The sequence below is a fragment of the Agrobacterium salinitolerans genome, from assembly GCF_002008225.1.
Lineage (GTDB): Bacteria > Pseudomonadota > Alphaproteobacteria > Rhizobiales > Rhizobiaceae > Agrobacterium > Agrobacterium salinitolerans.
In genome coordinates this window covers 1-14986 of sequence record NZ_MRDH01000007.1, presented here as the reverse complement: position 1 = coordinate 14986, position 14986 = coordinate 1, and the positions used below count along the sequence as shown (strand labels likewise).

16 protein-coding genes are annotated in these 14986 nt (G+C 61.1%); 7 read left to right on the top strand and 9 right to left on the bottom strand.

The features are described from left to right. Positions 1–8: 8 nt before the first annotated feature. The 4 genes from BS627_RS09890 to BS627_RS09875 all read right to left on the bottom strand — a co-directional run bounded on the left by BS627_RS09890 (position 9) and on the right by BS627_RS09875 (position 2373). A complete protein-coding gene (locus tag BS627_RS09890; protein ID WP_003522868.1) occupies positions 9–350 on the bottom strand; it encodes a tRNA-binding protein in 342 nt (113 codons plus the stop codon). Positions 351–362: 12 nt separating this feature from the next. Beyond that, a complete protein-coding gene (proC, locus tag BS627_RS09885; RefSeq protein ID WP_077983061.1) occupies positions 363–1181 on the bottom strand; it encodes a pyrroline-5-carboxylate reductase in 819 nt (272 codons plus the stop codon). A 1-nt stretch (position 1182) separates the two neighbouring features. Further along, on the bottom strand, positions 1183–1683 hold the full coding sequence (locus BS627_RS09880; RefSeq protein ID WP_052818067.1) for a type III secretion system chaperone family protein: 501 nt from the start codon (positions 1681–1683) through the stop codon (positions 1183–1185). A gap of 426 nt (positions 1684–2109) precedes the next feature. After that, complete coding sequence (locus BS627_RS09875) at positions 2110–2373, bottom strand: accessory factor UbiK family protein (protein ID WP_077983100.1); 264 nt, start codon at positions 2371–2373, stop codon at positions 2110–2112. A 310-nt stretch (positions 2374–2683) separates the two neighbouring features. Here BS627_RS09875 and lgt point away from each other — a divergent pair, with 310 nt between their 5' ends. The 6 genes from lgt (at position 2684) to BS627_RS09845 (ending at position 8687) form a co-directional block, all read left to right on the top strand. After that, positions 2684–3496, top strand: coding sequence for a prolipoprotein diacylglyceryl transferase (lgt, locus tag BS627_RS09870; protein WP_165691212.1), 813 nt, complete (start codon positions 2684–2686; stop codon positions 3494–3496). 15 nt (positions 3497–3511) lie between these two features. Then, on the top strand, positions 3512–4612 hold the full coding sequence (locus BS627_RS09865) for a class I SAM-dependent methyltransferase (protein WP_077983059.1): 1101 nt from the start codon (positions 3512–3514) through the stop codon (positions 4610–4612). A gap of 150 nt (positions 4613–4762) precedes the next feature. Continuing rightward, positions 4763–5557 (top strand): peptidoglycan editing factor PgeF, encoded by a 795-nt coding sequence (pgeF, locus tag BS627_RS09860; RefSeq protein ID WP_077983058.1) that lies wholly within the window; start codon positions 4763–4765, stop codon positions 5555–5557. Position 5558: 1 nt separating this feature from the next. Beyond that, the gene (locus BS627_RS09855; protein WP_077983057.1) at positions 5559–6710 is read left to right on the top strand and encodes a M24 family metallopeptidase; all 1152 of its coding nucleotides are present in this window, start codon (positions 5559–5561) and stop codon (positions 6708–6710) included. A gap of 89 nt (positions 6711–6799) precedes the next feature. Further along, entirely contained in the window at positions 6800–7534 is a 735-nt protein-coding gene (locus tag BS627_RS09850; RefSeq protein WP_077983056.1) for a hypothetical protein, read from the top strand. A 220-nt stretch (positions 7535–7754) separates the two neighbouring features. Further along, positions 7755–8687: a ribose-phosphate pyrophosphokinase gene (locus BS627_RS09845; RefSeq protein ID WP_010972147.1), complete on the top strand. Its 933-nt coding sequence runs from the start codon at positions 7755–7757 to the stop codon at positions 8685–8687. 250 nt (positions 8688–8937) lie between these two features. On the opposite strand, the gene BS627_RS09840 is transcribed toward BS627_RS09845, so the two are convergent. The 5 genes from BS627_RS09840 to BS627_RS24705 are packed head-to-tail and all read right to left on the bottom strand — an operon-like array spanning position 8938 to position 12653. Continuing rightward, positions 8938–9786 (bottom strand): phosphatase PAP2 family protein, encoded by an 849-nt coding sequence (locus BS627_RS09840; protein ID WP_077983055.1) that lies wholly within the window; start codon positions 9784–9786, stop codon positions 8938–8940. Next, positions 9776–11284: an ArnT family glycosyltransferase gene (locus BS627_RS09835; RefSeq protein WP_165691210.1), complete on the bottom strand. Its 1509-nt coding sequence runs from the start codon at positions 11282–11284 to the stop codon at positions 9776–9778. The genes BS627_RS09840 and BS627_RS09835 overlap by 11 nt, the downstream gene beginning before the upstream one ends. After that, on the bottom strand, positions 11259–11546 hold the full coding sequence (locus tag BS627_RS09830) for a lipid-A-disaccharide synthase N-terminal domain-containing protein (protein WP_031233742.1): 288 nt from the start codon (positions 11544–11546) through the stop codon (positions 11259–11261). Before BS627_RS09830 ends, BS627_RS09835 begins: the two co-directional genes overlap by 26 nt. A gap of 20 nt (positions 11547–11566) precedes the next feature. Then, positions 11567–12406 carry a glycosyltransferase family 2 protein gene (locus BS627_RS09825; RefSeq protein WP_077983054.1) on the bottom strand — a complete coding sequence of 280 codons (840 nt, stop codon included), beginning with the start codon at positions 12404–12406 and terminating at the stop codon, positions 11567–11569. After that, positions 12360–12653, bottom strand: coding sequence for a hypothetical protein (locus BS627_RS24705; RefSeq protein ID WP_205635497.1), 294 nt, complete (start codon positions 12651–12653; stop codon positions 12360–12362). The genes BS627_RS09825 and BS627_RS24705 overlap by 47 nt, the downstream gene beginning before the upstream one ends. Between BS627_RS24705 and BS627_RS09820 the strand changes: the two genes are divergently transcribed. Further along, on the top strand, positions 12604–14868 hold the full coding sequence (locus tag BS627_RS09820; protein WP_077983053.1) for a methyl-accepting chemotaxis protein: 2265 nt from the start codon (positions 12604–12606) through the stop codon (positions 14866–14868). The genes BS627_RS24705 and BS627_RS09820 overlap by 50 nt on opposite strands. The last annotated feature ends 118 nt before the right edge of the window (positions 14869–14986 follow it).

Here is a 14986-nt window from a genome sequence, read left to right as displayed (position 1 = left end):
CGCACCGGTCAGCACATTTTCTCGCCGTTCGGTACCGGTCGCTCAACGGCGGCAAGCACGATATCGCCATTCGCATCGGCAAAACCGAGCGTCAGGACCTCGGACCGGAAAGGACCGATCTGGCGCGGTGGAAAATTCACCACGCCCAGAACCTGCCGGCCGACAAGGCTTTCCAGCGTATAATGCACCGTGATCTGCGCCGACGACTTCTTGACGCCGATCTCCGGCCCGAAATCGATCTTCACCTTGAAAGCAGGCTTGCGCGCTTCGGGAAAAGGTTCTGCCTCGATGATGGTGCCGACGCGGATATCGACCTTCTCGAAATCGGCATAGGAAATTTCACCGCTCATGACCTTACCCCTTCAGCCCGCCAGCTCTTCTGCGCGGGCTTTTGCGGCAGCAACCGCCCGGTCGAAAAGGGGCTGCATGCCGTCATCGGCCATCAACACGGAGAGCGCCGCAGCCGTGGTGCCGCCCGGCGAGGTCACATTCTGGCGCAGGCGCGCCGCCTCGTCGGAGGACTGATGCAGCAGCTCGCCAGCGCCGGCCACGGTCTCGCGCGCCAGACGCATGGCCACATCCGCTGGCAGACCGGCCTTGCGGCCGGCTTCGGCCATGCATTCCACTAGATAAAAGACATAGGCGGGGCCGCTACCCGAAACCGCAGTCACCGCGTCGATATCGCTTTCGGCATCCACCCATTCGACCGGGCCGCTGACTTTCAGCAGCCCGTCCACCACCGTTTTAAGCTCCGGCGTCACCAGTTCGTTGGCATAGGCACCCGTGACGCCACGGCCGACCATGGCCGGTGTGTTGGGCATGGCCCGCACGGCGGCAACCTTGCCGAAATGCGAAACGAACGTCCCGATGGTCGTGCCCGCCGCGATCGAAACAACGACAGTATCCGCGCCGAGCAGGGGTTTCAGCGAGGGCAGCACGGCTTCCATCATCTGCGGCTTCACCGCCACGAAAAGAATACCGGCTTTCACGCCCTCGGGCACGCTTTCGCTGTGGGCAGCTCCGGCTTCCGCAACCGTCGTCCGCATGGCATCGGAAGGGCGCGGATCGATGACCATGACCTGCGATCCCGGCACACCTTTTTTCAGCCAGCCTGAAAGCAGAGCGCCGCCCATATTGCCGGCGCCCACCAGGACGAGCGGCCCGGAAGCCTTATACGCCATCTTACGCTTCTCCGACGGTCTCGAACATGACCGCTTCGATTGCACTTTTTGCATCCAGCCCAGACCAGACAACGAACTGGAATGCCTGATAATATTGTTCGCAGGCCTCCAGCGCGCTGGAAAGCAGTACTTCCACCTGCTGGTTGTTCGGCTCGGCGCCGCCCGCCAGAAGCAGGGATTGGCGGAAGATCACCACATCTTCCTGGCGCCACAGATCGAAATGCCCCATCAGCACCTGACCGTTGACCTGAGAAAGCAGACGAATGACTTCGTTGACCCGCTGGTCCGGCACCTTGATGTCGAAGGCGCAGGCAAGATGCAGAGCTTCGAAATCCTCCATCCACGCAAAGGAAACGTGGTAGTCGGCCCAGTGGCCCGCCACAGTCATGGCAATCTCGTCTTCGCCCGACCGCTCGAAAGACCAGTCATTCGAGGCAGCGACAATCTCGATCATGTCGACTGGATTGGACTGACGCTCAATTTCAAATTCTATCAGACTCATGCGGCACCTTCTCAGCCGGTAGGGATGTCCTGTTTTGAACGCCGGGCACAAAACGCACATACAAACCGGGATAAACATTTGAGACGATTGCCCGACACCACCAGAATTACGCATTCACCCTGTCTGGAGCTTACCGGTCTTTTCGAATCATCATTTAAAATCAGTGTATAATGGCCGAGTCCTGCTGCCACCCCTTCCCCGCCATTTTTGCCTTTTGAACAGTGGATATCTCCTCCCCCATCACCTCAGGCGAGAGTCTTAAGCGACTCTGCCGATTGTGTTTTTTGGAAGTGTCCACAGGCCCAAAAAATTCGCGTCCGAGCACGACTTTCGGCAACCGGAGGTCAAGTCCGCCAAAGGGAGCCGAAAAACAAAAAGCCCCGGAATCGCCTGCGATCCGGGGCTTCTGAGAAAAGTGATGGAAAATCAGTCCTTGGCGGCCGAAAGCTTTGTTTCGAGAGCCTCGATGCGGGCGCGCAGCGCGTCGTTTTCATCCCGCGCCTGGATGGCCATCTCGCGGACCGCGTCGAATTCCTCACGGCGGACGACATCCAGGCTGTTCAGCCAGCGATCCGCCTGCGCGTGAAACGCCGCTTCGGCTTCCTTGCGCACACCCTGCGCGGCACCTGCCGCATCGGTCATCAGCTTGGCGAATTCATCCAGAAAACGGTTGGTGCCTGTCGTGCTCATGGCGCTCATCCTTCGTCGGTTCAGGGGCATCGTCTTGCCCGCTGTTGCTAGCCTTCAGGTAGGCACTCCATCGCCGCCTTGCAAGCGAAATCGAAAAATCACAAGAGCTTGCGTGACCCACGGTATCTTGAGCCGGAGCTTGAAGAATCACCTTGACCGCCGCCATCGCAATCGCCATTTTCCTTGGCGTCAGGGAGACCGGTGAGCATCATCGCCCGGCCCCTTGAGACAATGGCTCGTTCCGTTGTCCTCCCAACAACGATGACGGAATATATACGGATTGATAGCCGCTCCCACCCAACTCGCCATCATGCCCTTCCCCAATATCGATCCGGTGGCACTGTCCCTCGGCCCGCTCTCGATCCACTGGTACGGCATCGCCTATGTCGCCGGCATCATGCTCGGCTGGTTCTACGCCCGCCGCCTCGCCCGTACGGATCGGCTGTGGCCGAATGAAACGTCGCCGATCTCGGCGCAGCATCTTGACGATTTCATCCTCTGGGCAGCCGGCGGCATCGTGCTTGGCGGCCGCATCGGCTACATCCTGTTTTACGATCTTGCCGCCGTCGCTGCCAATCCCGTCAGGGCGTTCGAGATATGGAACGGCGGCATGTCGTTCCATGGCGGGCTGATCGGCACCACCATCGCCATGATCCTCTTCGCCCGCAAGAACGGCATTCCGGTCTGGAGCATGTTCGACGTCGTCGCGGCCGTAGCACCCATCGGCCTGCTGTTTGGGCGCATCGCCAATTTCATCAATGGCGAATTGTGGGGGCGCATTGCCGATGTGCCATGGGCGGTCGTCTTCCCGACCGGCGGCCCCTTCGCGCGGCATCCAAGCCAGCTTTATGAAGCGGGCCTCGAAGGCCTCGTGCTCGTCATCGTTCTGGCAATTGCCATCTATGCCTTCAGGGCGCTGAAGACGCCCGGCACCGTCACCGGTATTTTCGTCTGCGGTTACGCGCTGTCACGCATCTTCGTGGAATTTTTCCGCGAACCGGACGCGCAGATCGGTTATCTTGCCGGCAACTGGCTGACCATGGGCATGGTGCTCTCCACCCCGATGTTCGCCCTCGGCCTCTGGGCGGTCCTGCGGGCTCGCAGCGCGACAAAAAGCGCCTAAACGGTATGATTGCCCATGACGACACCGCTTGCGCAACGTATTAAATCACTTATCCGGCTCAACGGTCCGCTCAGCGTTACCGACTATTTTTCGCTCTGCCTCGCCGATCCTGAACACGGTTATTACAAAAGCCGCGAACCCTTCGGTCGTTCGGGTGATTTCATCACCGCGCCAGAAGTCAGCCAGCTTTTCGGCGAAATGCTCGGGGTCTTCGTGGTGCATGCCTGGCAACGGCATGGCGCTCCCGCACAAACGCAGCTGGTGGAAATCGGCGCCGGCCGCGGCACCATGATGTCGGATATGCTGCGCGTCATCCGCCGCATCGCACCGCCGCTCTATGCGACGATGCGGGTACATCTGGTCGAAACCAGTCCCCGCCTTTCCGCCATCCAGAAGGAAACGCTGGCCGAACATTCAGGTCGGCTGACATGGCATGACAGTTTCGACAATGTGCCGGATGGCTTCCTGCTGCTTGTCGCCAACGAACTCTTTGACGCCATTCCCATCCGTCAATTCGTCAGGACACCGCAGGGTTTTCGCGAGCGCGTGGTCAACCTTGATGCCAATGACGAACTCGTCTTCTCAACGGGCCTTGCCAGCATAGACCCGTCCCTGCTGCCGCCGGAGCCCGAACGGCAGCCGCTCGGCACCATATTCGAGATTTCGCCGGCCCGCGAGGCAGTGATGACCGCGATCTGCCAGCGCCTCTCCGCCCATGGCGGCACGGCGCTCGCCATTGATTACGGCCATCTGGTTGCCGGTTATGGCGATACGCTGCAGGCCATGCGCAACCATGCCTTCGACCCGGCGCTTGCGCATCCCGGCGAAGCCGATCTGACCAGCCATGTCGATTTCGAAAGCCTCGTGAAAACAGCGGAAGCGACCGGCGTTCACGTCAACGGCGCGCTGCGACAGGGCGATTTCCTATATGGCCTCGGCCTCAAGGAACGGGCAGGCGCGCTTGCCGCCAAGGCGACGCCCGACCAGACGCTTGAAATTGCCGAAGCGGTCAATCGCCTCGCCGGCGAAGGCGCCGGCAAGATGGGGGAACTTTTCAAGGTCATCGCCGTTTCAAGTCCCGCGCTTCACCTTTTGCCGTTTCGAGCGGTGGATTGACAGCGCAATGGCCTCTGGGCCAACATCGCCGCGACACACGAAGCAGGCACACTGCATCACATCGCCGCGCAATGCCGCGGCAACAGGAAACATCTCGCTTAACCCTATTCCACTGGCCAACAGCGACATTCTCCAAGGAATTCCCACACCATGCAGAACGCAACGCTGCCGCTCCCGCTCCAGTCCCCCTTGCTCGCCGCGTCAGGCGAAAACCGTGTCCGCCACGGTTTCTTCACCCGGCAGGGCGGCGTCTCGGAAGGGCTTTATCAGGGCCTCAATGTCGGCCTCGGCTCCCATGACGAACCCGAAAAAGTGCAGGAAAACCGCCGGCGCGTAACGCAATGGTTCGGCCTGCCGCCGGGGCGCCTCGCCACCGTGCATCAGGTCCACTCCCCCGACGTCGTCGTTGTCGATGACAATTACGACGGCAGCCGTCCGCAGGCCGACGCGATGGTCACGGCTACCCCCGGTTTCGTGCTGGGCGTGCTGAGCGCCGATTGCGGACCGATCCTGTTTGCGGATGCGGAAGCAGGCGTCGTGGGTGCGGCCCATGCCGGCTGGAAGGGCGCGCTCTTCGGCGTGCTCGAAAACACCATTGAGGCCATGACGAAGCTCGGCGCCAGCCGGGAGCGCATCGCCGCCTCACTTGGCCCGTCTATCAGCCAGGACAATTATGAGGTCGGGCCGGAATATGTGGCGCGCTTCACCGATATCGATCCGGCCTACGCGGATTATTTCGCTGGGACGGAAAGGCAAGGCCACGCATTGTTCGACCTCAAGCAATTCACCGTCGACCGGCTGGCGAAAGCCGGCGTGAAGACGGAAAACCTCGGCCTCTGCACCTATCCCGACGAACATCGCTTCTATTCCTACCGCCGCACCACCCACCGCGCCGAACCCGATTACGGCCGGCAGATTTCCGCAATCGCAATTCTGGAGGACTGACATGGCCCTGCATTTCGAGCTTTCGGAATTCGATGCCCGCCGCGAGCGTCTGCTCGCGAAAATGGCCGAGGAGAAGCTGGACGCCCTGCTGCTTTTTGCGCAGGAGAGCATGTATTGGCTGACCGGCTACGATACCTTCGGTTACTGCTTCTTCCAGACGCTGGTGGTGAAATCGGACGGCTCCATGACGCTTCTGACCCGCTCGGCGGATCTGCGCCAGGCGCGTAATACCTCCGTCATCGACAATATCCTCATCTGGGTCGATCGCCCCAATGCCGACCCCACACTCGACCTGAAAAACCTGCTAAGCGATCTCGATCTGCTCGGCGCCAAGATCGGGGTTGAATACGACACCCACGGCATGACCGGCCGTGTCGCCCGCCTGCTCGACAACCAGCTTGCCAGCTTCTGCCAGATGAGTGACGCCTCCTATCTCGTCAGCACGCTCAGGCTCGTGAAAAGCCCGGCCGAGATCGCTTATGCCCGCAAGGCCGGTCAACTGGCCGATGAGGCTCTGGATGCGGCATTGCCGCTCATCAAGCCCGGCGCGGACGAGGCCGCGATCCTGGCAGCGATGCAGGGAGCGGTTCTGGCCGGCGGCGGCGATTACCCCGCCAATGAATTCATCGTCGGTTCCGGCGCGGATGCGCTGCTGTGCCGCTACAAGGCCGGCCGCCGCAGGCTCGACGCCAAAGACCAGCTGACGCTGGAATGGGCCGGCGTCAGCGCCCATTACCATGCCGCCATGATGCGCACGGTGGTGATCGGCGAACAGGATTTCCGCCAGAAGGAGCTTTACAGCGCCTGCCTGCAAAACCTCACCGCCATCGAAGAGGTGCTGCGACCGGGCAAGACCTTCGGCGATGTCTTCGACGTTCATGCCCGCGTGATGGATGAACGTGGATTGACGCGTCATCGGCTAAACTCCTGCGGTTATTCGCTGGGCGCGCGCTTCTCGCCATCCTGGATGGAGCATCAGATGTTCCATACCGGCAATCCGCAGGAGATCACCGCCGACATGACGCTCTTCGTGCATATGATCGTGATGGATTCCGATTCCGGTACGGCCATGACGCTCGGCCAGACCTATCTCACCACCGACGGCGCGCCGGAGCCGCTCTCGCGCCACAACCTCGATCTTCTCACAGCTTAAATCGCCGCCGGGTTTGACAGAGCGGGAAGACCGCCCTTACATTGCGCCACCTTGGGCAAGAAGGAGCGGAACATGAGAGGGAAAATCGCATGAGCCGGATGGGGTTTACCCCCCTTTTTCCAGCCATCATTGTTCCAGCGATGATGCTGGCCCTGTCAGGCTGCAACACGACGGAAGCGCTGACACCGCAGGTGGATGTCGGCCAAAACACCTCGCAATCGACACCCGTAACGCAGGGCGACCTCGACCAGATGGCCGCCGCCGCCGACCGCGCCCCCGCTGGCGCTCCGGCAACCGCGACATCCGTTCCTGCCTACGCACCGCAGAACTCGTTGCAGGCGCAGGCGCAAGCCCTGTCCAATGGCAGCCAATATGGCGAACCGCTTCGCCAGAGCCAGACCGCCGCCGCTCAACCCGCACCCGCACAGCAGACGGCGTCACTTGCGCCTGCGACCTCCGGTAATTCCATCCGCTTCCTGCCGATCATCGGTGCACCGGTTCAGGCGGTCACGCCGCTGTCGCGCCAGCTCGGGGCCGAAGCGCGGGCGAAGGGGCTGACCATCCGGGCCTCCAACGACAATTCGGCTGAAAACATCCTGAAGGGATATTTCTCCGCCTTTGCCGATGGCGGCAAGGTCAACATCGTTTACGTCTGGGACATTCTGGACGCCAATGGTGTGCGGCTGCACCGCCTGCAGGGACAGGAAAGCGTCGTAGCAAAAGGCAGCGATCCATGGGCCGCCGTGACCGACAGGGTCATGCAGGATATCGCTGCAAAAACGCTGGGTGAGTATACGTCATGGAAGCAGTCTCAACGCGGATGAGGTGAAACGGCGGGAGAAGTCACAGAGATTTCACGAAAATCATTGCGAAAGCGCGGAGTCCTCTTGCAATCGGAAGCAACAGCGCTATTAAGGCGCGCATGGCAACAAGGCGTATCCGGCAAAGGCTTTTCAGCCGGATGTTCCTCCCCTTGAACGACGCTTGGTTACGGTGGATTGAGCCCCGTAATGCAAGGCGATGGCATGGAAACAGGCGGCCGCAATGAAGGTTTTCGCAGGCAATTCGAACCGGCACCTTGCCGAAGCGATCTGCAAGTATCTGAACGTTCCTCTCGGAAATGCCACTGTAAAGCGGTTTGCTGACCAGGAAATATTCGTAGAAATCAGCGAGAACGTGCGCGGCGAGGACGTTTTCATCGTCCAGTCCACCTCCTTCCCGGCAAATGATCATCTGATGGAACTGCTCATCATGATCGATGCCATGCGCCGCTCCTCGGCAAAACGTATCACCGCGGTGCTGCCCTATTTCGGTTATGCCCGCCAGGATCGCAAGGCAGGCCCCCGCACCCCGATTTCCGCCAAGCTCGTCGCCAATCTGATCACCGAAGCCGGCGCCGACCGCGTTCTCACCCTCGATCTCCATGCCGGCCAGATCCAGGGCTTTTTCGATATCCCTACCGACAATCTCTTCGCAGCACCCATTCTCGCCCGCGACGTGAAGGACCATTACGACACCAACAATGTCATGGTGGTTTCACCTGACGTCGGCGGCGTGGTGCGCGCCCGTGCCCTTTCGAAGCGTCTCGACTGTCTTCTGGCCATCGTCGACAAGCGCCGTGACCGTCCCGGCGAATCCGAGGTCATGAACGTCATCGGCGACGTCTCCGGCAAGGATTGTATCCTCATCGACGACATCATCGATTCCGGCGGCACGCTCTGCAATGCCGCAGAAGCCCTGTTGAAAAAAGGCGCGACCAGCGTTACCGCCTATATCACCCACGGTGTACTTTCCGGCGGCGCGGTTGCCCGCGTTGCCTCCTCGAAGCTGCGCGAACTCGTCATCACCGACAGCATCCAGCCGACCACCGGTGTCCAGTCCGCGCACAATATCCGCGTGGTCAGCACCGCAGGTCTGCTTGGTGAAGCGATCAACCGCACCGCGCAGGAACAGTCGGTCTCCGGCCTGTTCGACTGACAAGCTGCGGCAAACCTCGGCAATCATTCTGCGGCCTGGCGAATTGCCGCCCGGTTCAGATTGTCGGGCAGGCTGCGGTCCATCTCGAAATCGCTGGTTGCCTCGACGTCATCCTCGGCCCTGTGCCGAGGATCTAATCGCGGTGAATAAAATCAATAGGCCGCGGATCCCCGGGACAAGTACGAGGGTGACGCAGGAGTATCTGGCGCGCTCGCCATTCACCTCATTGAAGCGAACTCCGAAGTTCCTCTTAAGACGATGCCGCACCCGCGTCCGGCGGCCGCTGCAGACGTGAGGCTGCAGCCTTGATTTTCGGCCACCAGCGCCGAAGCCGCGTGAGGACAGCATGGCGACCATTGCGCCAGATGCTGACCGTATCGGCTCTGACCGCATTGACGGTGAACAGGTGACGGTGACGGTTTACCGCCAGCAGCCGATAGAGGAACAGGGTCGTCAAGGCGGAAAACAGGATCGACATCACCACATCGCTGAGGAAATGTCCGCCGGCCGCAATGCGCAAGCCGGACATAAGGACGATCATGCCGGCGGCGATGCTTCCCATCGCCAAGCGTCCGCGCCGTTGCAGCCGGGGCCAGACGAGCACGCAGAGCGGCAGGAAGAAACTGGCGATCAGCGCGGTTTCGCCGGAAGAAAACGAGCAGTTCGAATAACATTGCGCACTGTACTGGAAAGGCGGCGTGAAAAGCTGCTGACCGCCGAATTCGGTGACGCTGAATGGGCGGGCGCGACCGATAGTCGCCTTCAGCACACCATTGACGAGAAGCCCGGCACAAAGGATCACCGGCCCGCACAGGAAGGCCCACACTCGCCAGCCGGTTCTTTGCAGCGTACCCAGCCGAAGATTGCCGACAAGGATCACGAAAGCCAGAAGAGTGGCAAGCTCCGTACCTTCGCGCAGCGTATCCCGCAACCATTCGGGAAACGGTTCACGGCCGGACCATGGCTGCTCGACGGGCGAGAAAAACAGGGCGGAGAAGCTGAGATCGATGGAGGGAAAGGTCGCGAATAGGATGACGAGCGCCAATGTCGCGAATGTCACCCAGATCGTGATCCGCATATGCGAAAGATCATTGTCCATTGCTGCCCTCCGGCATGCATCGCGGCAGCAGGCGCCAGAGGCCGATTTCCCTGCCCTCGAGGAAGCCCGGCCCGGCGGTCCAGCGGGCGACCGGCGCCTCACCGGCAAGGCACGCCGGCAGGCCATCCGCACTTGCCAGGAACAAGGGATATTTCGCCTCGCCGGGTTTCAGCGGGTAAAGAAGGGCATAATGGCTGGAAGGCACGCCGGTTTCGGGCAGTGCGCGCGTCTTCACCTGTTTTTCGTCCCGTAATTGATAAAAGAGCTCGGCGAGTATCGAACGGTCCGTAGCGACAATGGCGTCCGCCCCCGCCTCGCGCGCCCGTAACAGACCGGTCGACACCAGGTCGGCGCGCCCCAGATACCGCTTCATCGCCAGTTCACCACTCGGCAGGCGCAATTGCGTTCCGGCAATGGTCATCAGCGGCAGCGCCACGGCCACGATGCCGCCGAGCACGAGAGTGGACACGATGAGCCAGCGCCGCGACGCCAGGACCGGCACCGCCAGAAGCACGCCGGCCGCATAGGCCCCGACCGCCCAGTTGGCGAGCGCCCGCGACATCAAACCCTGCGCGGTGATCAGCAGAACAATCGGCACCGAAAGAGCGACCAGCGCCCGGGTTTCGGCATTCTTCGCACGAATTGTTGCGACGATCATGCCGACAAAAACGAATGGGCCGACCACGCCCGCCTGGGAGAAGAAGAATTCCAGCGCGGAACCGATCTTCAGCCGGACGCCATGCCAGTTCGCATTGTCCGCCGTATGGCGTGCGGTCATGAAATCATGCGCCGCGTTCCACCACAGATTGGGCGCGATGACGACAACGCAGACGAGCGCGGCAAATGCCGCGTCACGCAGCCGGATGCGCCACGCCTCGCAGAGCCAGCCGGCGGCGATGAAGCAGGGCAGAAAATAGATCATCGCATATTTCGACATCAGCCCGAGGCCGAAGCACAGCCCGAGGGCGATGCTCCAGCCCGACGACGCCCTGCCATCGTAGCGGGCGAGCGCAAGCTTGCGCACGGAGATCATCGACAGCACGATGAACAGCATCATCGGTGTATCGGTGGAGATCAGCAGGCTGCCGAGCGTTACCGCCGGCAAGGTCAGATAGATAAGGGCGGCCAGGGATGCCAGCCTGACATCATAGATCATGCGGCCGAGGGCAAGGATGGCCGCCGTCGCCACGCCATGCACCACGGGTGCGGCCAGCCGCACCTGAAAAGTGCCCTCGCCGCCGCCCAGAACGGTTGCCGCGCGGATAAGCCAGCCGATCAAGGGCGGCTTGGAATAGGCGCCGAACGCCATCTCCCTGCCCCATAGCCAATATTGCGCCTCATCGACGAAAAGGTCGGTCCGGTTGAAGGCCAGTGCAAGGACGCGCAGCGCCGTCACGAGGACGATCGCCGCGAATGCAAATGTCAGCCACCGACGCTCATCGCCTGCCTGCGCATAAGGCAGGGTCGTCGCCTCATGCATGCTGGCGGCGTTCTGCATGAATCAACCAGAGATTTCGGGCATAGATAAAAAGGCCGGACGCCTGGCCCAGAATGAAGACCGGATCGCGCCGCCAGATGGCGTAGGAAAGCAGCACCAGACCGCCGAGAACGGAAAAATACCAGAACGCCACCGGAATGACCGAGCGGTTTGCCCGTTCCGAAGAAATCCATTGAACCAGAAAGCGCATGGTGAACAGCATCTGGCCCATGAAGCCGGTGCAGACCCACAGAAATTCCTTCCAGCTGTTCACATGCAGCATGGACCATAAAGCCGGTGCGTTCACGGCGATGTCTCCGTTTTGAAAGTTTCAGCCCAGCTTGACCGCTTTCGCCGGCGCAGCAGCCAGGCGACGCCGATCAGATCGTGGATGCCGACAAGCGCGCGGCCGATATTGGTGTAATGGGAATTCCCGTGCAGCCGTGCCCGGTGCGTGACGTCGACATGGGCGACCTGCCAGCCGTCGCGATTGAACAGCGCCGGGAAATAGCGATGGTGATGATCGAAATAGGGCAAGGCGAGATAGGCGTCGCGGCGGAAGGCCTTTAGCCCGCAGCCGGTGTCACGCGTGCCGTCCTTCAATATCCGCGCCCGAAGCCCGTTGGCAAAGCGGGAGGAAAGGCGTTTTCCGAGCGTATCGCGCCGGCCGACGCGCTGGCCGGCCACGAGACCGAGCCGGCTGGAAGCGCCTGCGGAGAGAAGCGGCGCAAGAAGTGCCGGCAGATTGTCCGGCGGGTTCTGCCCGTCTCCATCCAGCATGCAAATGACCGGCGCACGCGCCGCCTGCACGCCGCTGTGGATCGCCGCAGACTGGCCGCCCTGGCGATCGTGCCGGACGAGCCGCAGCATCGGATAACGGTCCCCGAGCGCAAGCACCGCGTCGACCGTGCCGTCGGAAGACGCATCGTCCACAACCACGATCTCGAAGGCGCCGACCGGCTGACAGGCGACGAAAATCTCCGCCACGAGCGTTTCCACACTCGCTTGCTCATTGTGCATGGGCACGACAACGGCGAAATCCGGCCTCGGTTTCACGCTGGCTCCGTCATATCCGTCTGCATTCAGTCCGCAGACATCATCGATAGTGGCGAGAGAAGGAGCGCGAAAAGCTTGCATGAACATGAACAGCCGTTGATCTTCGCTCGATATGCGCCTGTTCTATTGCAGTTTTATAACGGCACGTTTCGGTGGAACCTCGATTGCTGTCGAAGTTTTTCTCACGGCATGCGGGAAATAATCCTACAATTCGCAACCCTTTAACGCGACCGTAAGCAATTTTTGCCACCGTGCGGCTACGTTTTTTTGGGGGAGGGAACAGGATGCCGGGTGCAAATCCGACTGCTGTCAAAGCTAAATCATTGTCGATCAAGGCCAAATTCGCAGCGCTCGTCACGGGCGCGACGCTGGTCTCCTGCCTGTCCGTGGGGCTGTTATCCTACGAGATGGGCAAGTCGGGTCTTATAGACGCCAGCGAAATCAGGCTCGAAACGGTTGCAAGCAACCAGTCCAAGCAGCTTGATGCCTATACTCTGCGTGTCGAACAGAGCATCTCCGAACTGTCGCAGAATGCTGCAATCGCACAGGCGCTGGAAACGATGACCACCGTTGTGCCGACGGAAAAGGACGCCATCATCCAGGCTTTCCGCCGCGAGGGCGTTTCCGAGGAGGAGCGCGCCTCCTTCAACGGCGAAGGCCTGCGACTGCTTTACGCCATTCGCCACGCCACCATCAACGCCGCCATCGCCAGCGTCTGGCGCAACACCCGTGTCAGCGACATCTACGTGATCGACAAGACCGGCCTCATTATTTACACCGTGACCAAGGGGAAGAACTTCCTCACCAGCGTGACGGAACCGCAGAACGCTGCGATCAAGGAGCTGTTCGACCGCATCGAGGCCGGCAAGGACGGTGTCGTCAGCACCACCGGCTTCAGCGGTGGGGAAAATGATTCGGCCATGATCGGCATGCCGCTCGCCGTTTCCAACTGGGGCCAGATTCAGCGCAAGGGCGCCGTCATCATGCGCATCGCCGCCGACCGTATCGGCGCCGTTGTCACACCCGAAGAAACCGGCAAGACAATCGATGACGCCGTTCTTCTGAGCGCGGATGGCAAACGCCGCGCCGGGGTCCTCTCGGGCGGTGCGGATGCCAGCATTTCCGAGAATCTCGCGGCCCTGTCGGGCGCAAGCGATGCCGGAATGGTGATGGCGCAGACGCCTGCCGGTAACATCTTCTATGCCTATCGCCCGGTCTCCGTTTTCGGACAGAAACATCTTCTGGCCATCGGCCAGCAGGAGAGCAAGGTGCTGGCCGCCGCCAACGATCTCGCCTTCTGGGCAACCATCGCAACACTGGCGGTACTCGCGATCATGACGCTGATCGGTATTTTTGTGTCCGCCAGCCTCACCAAGCCATTGACCGGCCTTGCCGCATTGATGGAACGCCTGAACGGCGGTGATAGCAATATCGAGATCAAGGCCGTTTCCCGCGGCGACGAGATCGGCACCATGGCGCGCGCGCTGGAATCCTTCCGCCAGGGCATTCTGGACAAGCAGCGCATGGAAGAAGAAGCCCATCGCAAGGGCGAGGAACTGGACGAGGAACGCGCCCAGCGCGAGATGGAAAAGGCAAGAAGCGCCAAGGAACTGGAAGAGGCTGTCGACGCACTCGCCACCGGTCTTGCCAATCTTGCGGCCGGCAGGCTCGATCTCCGCATCGACAAATCCTTCGTGCCGTCGCTCGATCACCTGCGCGTCGACTTCAACAACTCCATGGCGGGCCTGGAAGCGACCATCTCCAACATCGGCGAAAGCGCCAATGCCATCCGCTCCGGCTCCGGCGAATTGAAAAGCGCATCGGAAGACCTGTCGCGTCGCACCGAACGCCAGGCCGCAGCCCTTGAGGAAGCGGCAGCAGCGCTCGGAGACATGACGCAGGCCGTCAATCTCTCGCTGTCGCGCTGCAATGTCGCCGTCGAGGCAACGGCCGGCACGATGCAGGACGCCCATAAATCCACCGCTGTCGTGAAAGAAGCGATTGTCGCGATGGAACGTATCGAGACCTCGTCGGCCAAGATCCGCCAGATCATCGACGTCATCGACCAGATCGCCTTCCAGACTAATCTTTTGGCGCTGAATGCCGGTGTGGAAGCCGCGCGCGCCGGGGAGGCCGGAAAGGGCTTCGCGGTCGTGGCGCAGGAGGTTCGTGAATTGGCCCAGAAATCGGCAGCCGCCGCGCGTGACATCACGACGCTGATCGCAACCTCTGCAGGCGATGTGGAAAGCGGCGTGGCGCTGGTGCTGAAGACCGGTGAAAGCCTCGAGCAGATCCAGAAACGCATCCAGTCGGTCAACGACCAGATCGGCGAGATCGCCACCGCATCGCGCGATCAGTCCGGCCGTCTCAGCGAAATCAACGCCTCCGTCAACGAACTCGACCATGTGACGCAGCAGAATGCGGCCATGGTGGAGGAAACGACGGCCGCCGCCTTCTCGCTGTCCAGCGAGGCCGACGGCCTGACCGAACAGGTGGGGCAGTTCTCGGTCGGCAGCCTCCGCCAACAAGACCAGCGTTACGCGGCATAAACCGCAACGAAAAAAGGCCGGAGGCAGAACCTCCGGCCTCAGACCGCTGACAAACCCGTCGATATTTTCGGCGGGTTTTTTCTTTTTCGGGATGATGACGTTTTGTTGTGGTCTTTTA

What these genes read in the sequence shown, in the direction of transcription:
- BS627_RS09890 (WP_003522868.1), bottom strand. Translation starts at nt 350, where the DNA reads ATGAGCGGTGAAATTTCCTATGCCGATTTCGAGAAGGTCGATATCCGC.
- proC (WP_077983061.1), bottom strand. Translation starts at nt 1,181, where the DNA reads ATGGCGTATAAGGCTTCCGGGCCGCTCGTCCTGGTGGGCGCCGGCAAT.
- BS627_RS09880 (WP_052818067.1), bottom strand. Translation starts at nt 1,683, where the DNA reads ATGAGTCTGATAGAATTTGAAATTGAGCGTCAGTCCAATCCAGTCGAC.
- BS627_RS09875 (WP_077983100.1), bottom strand. Translation starts at nt 2,373, where the DNA reads ATGAGCACGACAGGCACCAACCGTTTTCTGGATGAATTCGCCAAGCTG.
- lgt (WP_165691212.1), top strand. Translation starts at nt 2,684, where the DNA reads ATGCCCTTCCCCAATATCGATCCGGTGGCACTGTCCCTCGGCCCGCTC.
- BS627_RS09865 (WP_077983059.1), top strand. Translation starts at nt 3,512, where the DNA reads ATGACGACACCGCTTGCGCAACGTATTAAATCACTTATCCGGCTCAAC.
- pgeF (WP_077983058.1), top strand. Translation starts at nt 4,763, where the DNA reads ATGCAGAACGCAACGCTGCCGCTCCCGCTCCAGTCCCCCTTGCTCGCC.
- BS627_RS09855 (WP_077983057.1), top strand. Translation starts at nt 5,559, where the DNA reads ATGGCCCTGCATTTCGAGCTTTCGGAATTCGATGCCCGCCGCGAGCGT.
- BS627_RS09850 (WP_077983056.1), top strand. Translation starts at nt 6,800, where the DNA reads ATGAGCCGGATGGGGTTTACCCCCCTTTTTCCAGCCATCATTGTTCCA.
- BS627_RS09845 (WP_010972147.1), top strand. Translation starts at nt 7,755, where the DNA reads ATGAAGGTTTTCGCAGGCAATTCGAACCGGCACCTTGCCGAAGCGATC.
- BS627_RS09840 (WP_077983055.1), bottom strand. Translation starts at nt 9,786, where the DNA reads ATGGACAATGATCTTTCGCATATGCGGATCACGATCTGGGTGACATTC.
- BS627_RS09835 (WP_165691210.1), bottom strand. Translation starts at nt 11,284, where the DNA reads ATGCAGAACGCCGCCAGCATGCATGAGGCGACGACCCTGCCTTATGCG.
- BS627_RS09830 (WP_031233742.1), bottom strand. Translation starts at nt 11,546, where the DNA reads ATGCTGCATGTGAACAGCTGGAAGGAATTTCTGTGGGTCTGCACCGGC.
- BS627_RS09825 (WP_077983054.1), bottom strand. Translation starts at nt 12,406, where the DNA reads ATGTTCATGCAAGCTTTTCGCGCTCCTTCTCTCGCCACTATCGATGAT.
- BS627_RS09820 (WP_077983053.1), top strand. Translation starts at nt 12,604, where the DNA reads ATGCCGGGTGCAAATCCGACTGCTGTCAAAGCTAAATCATTGTCGATC.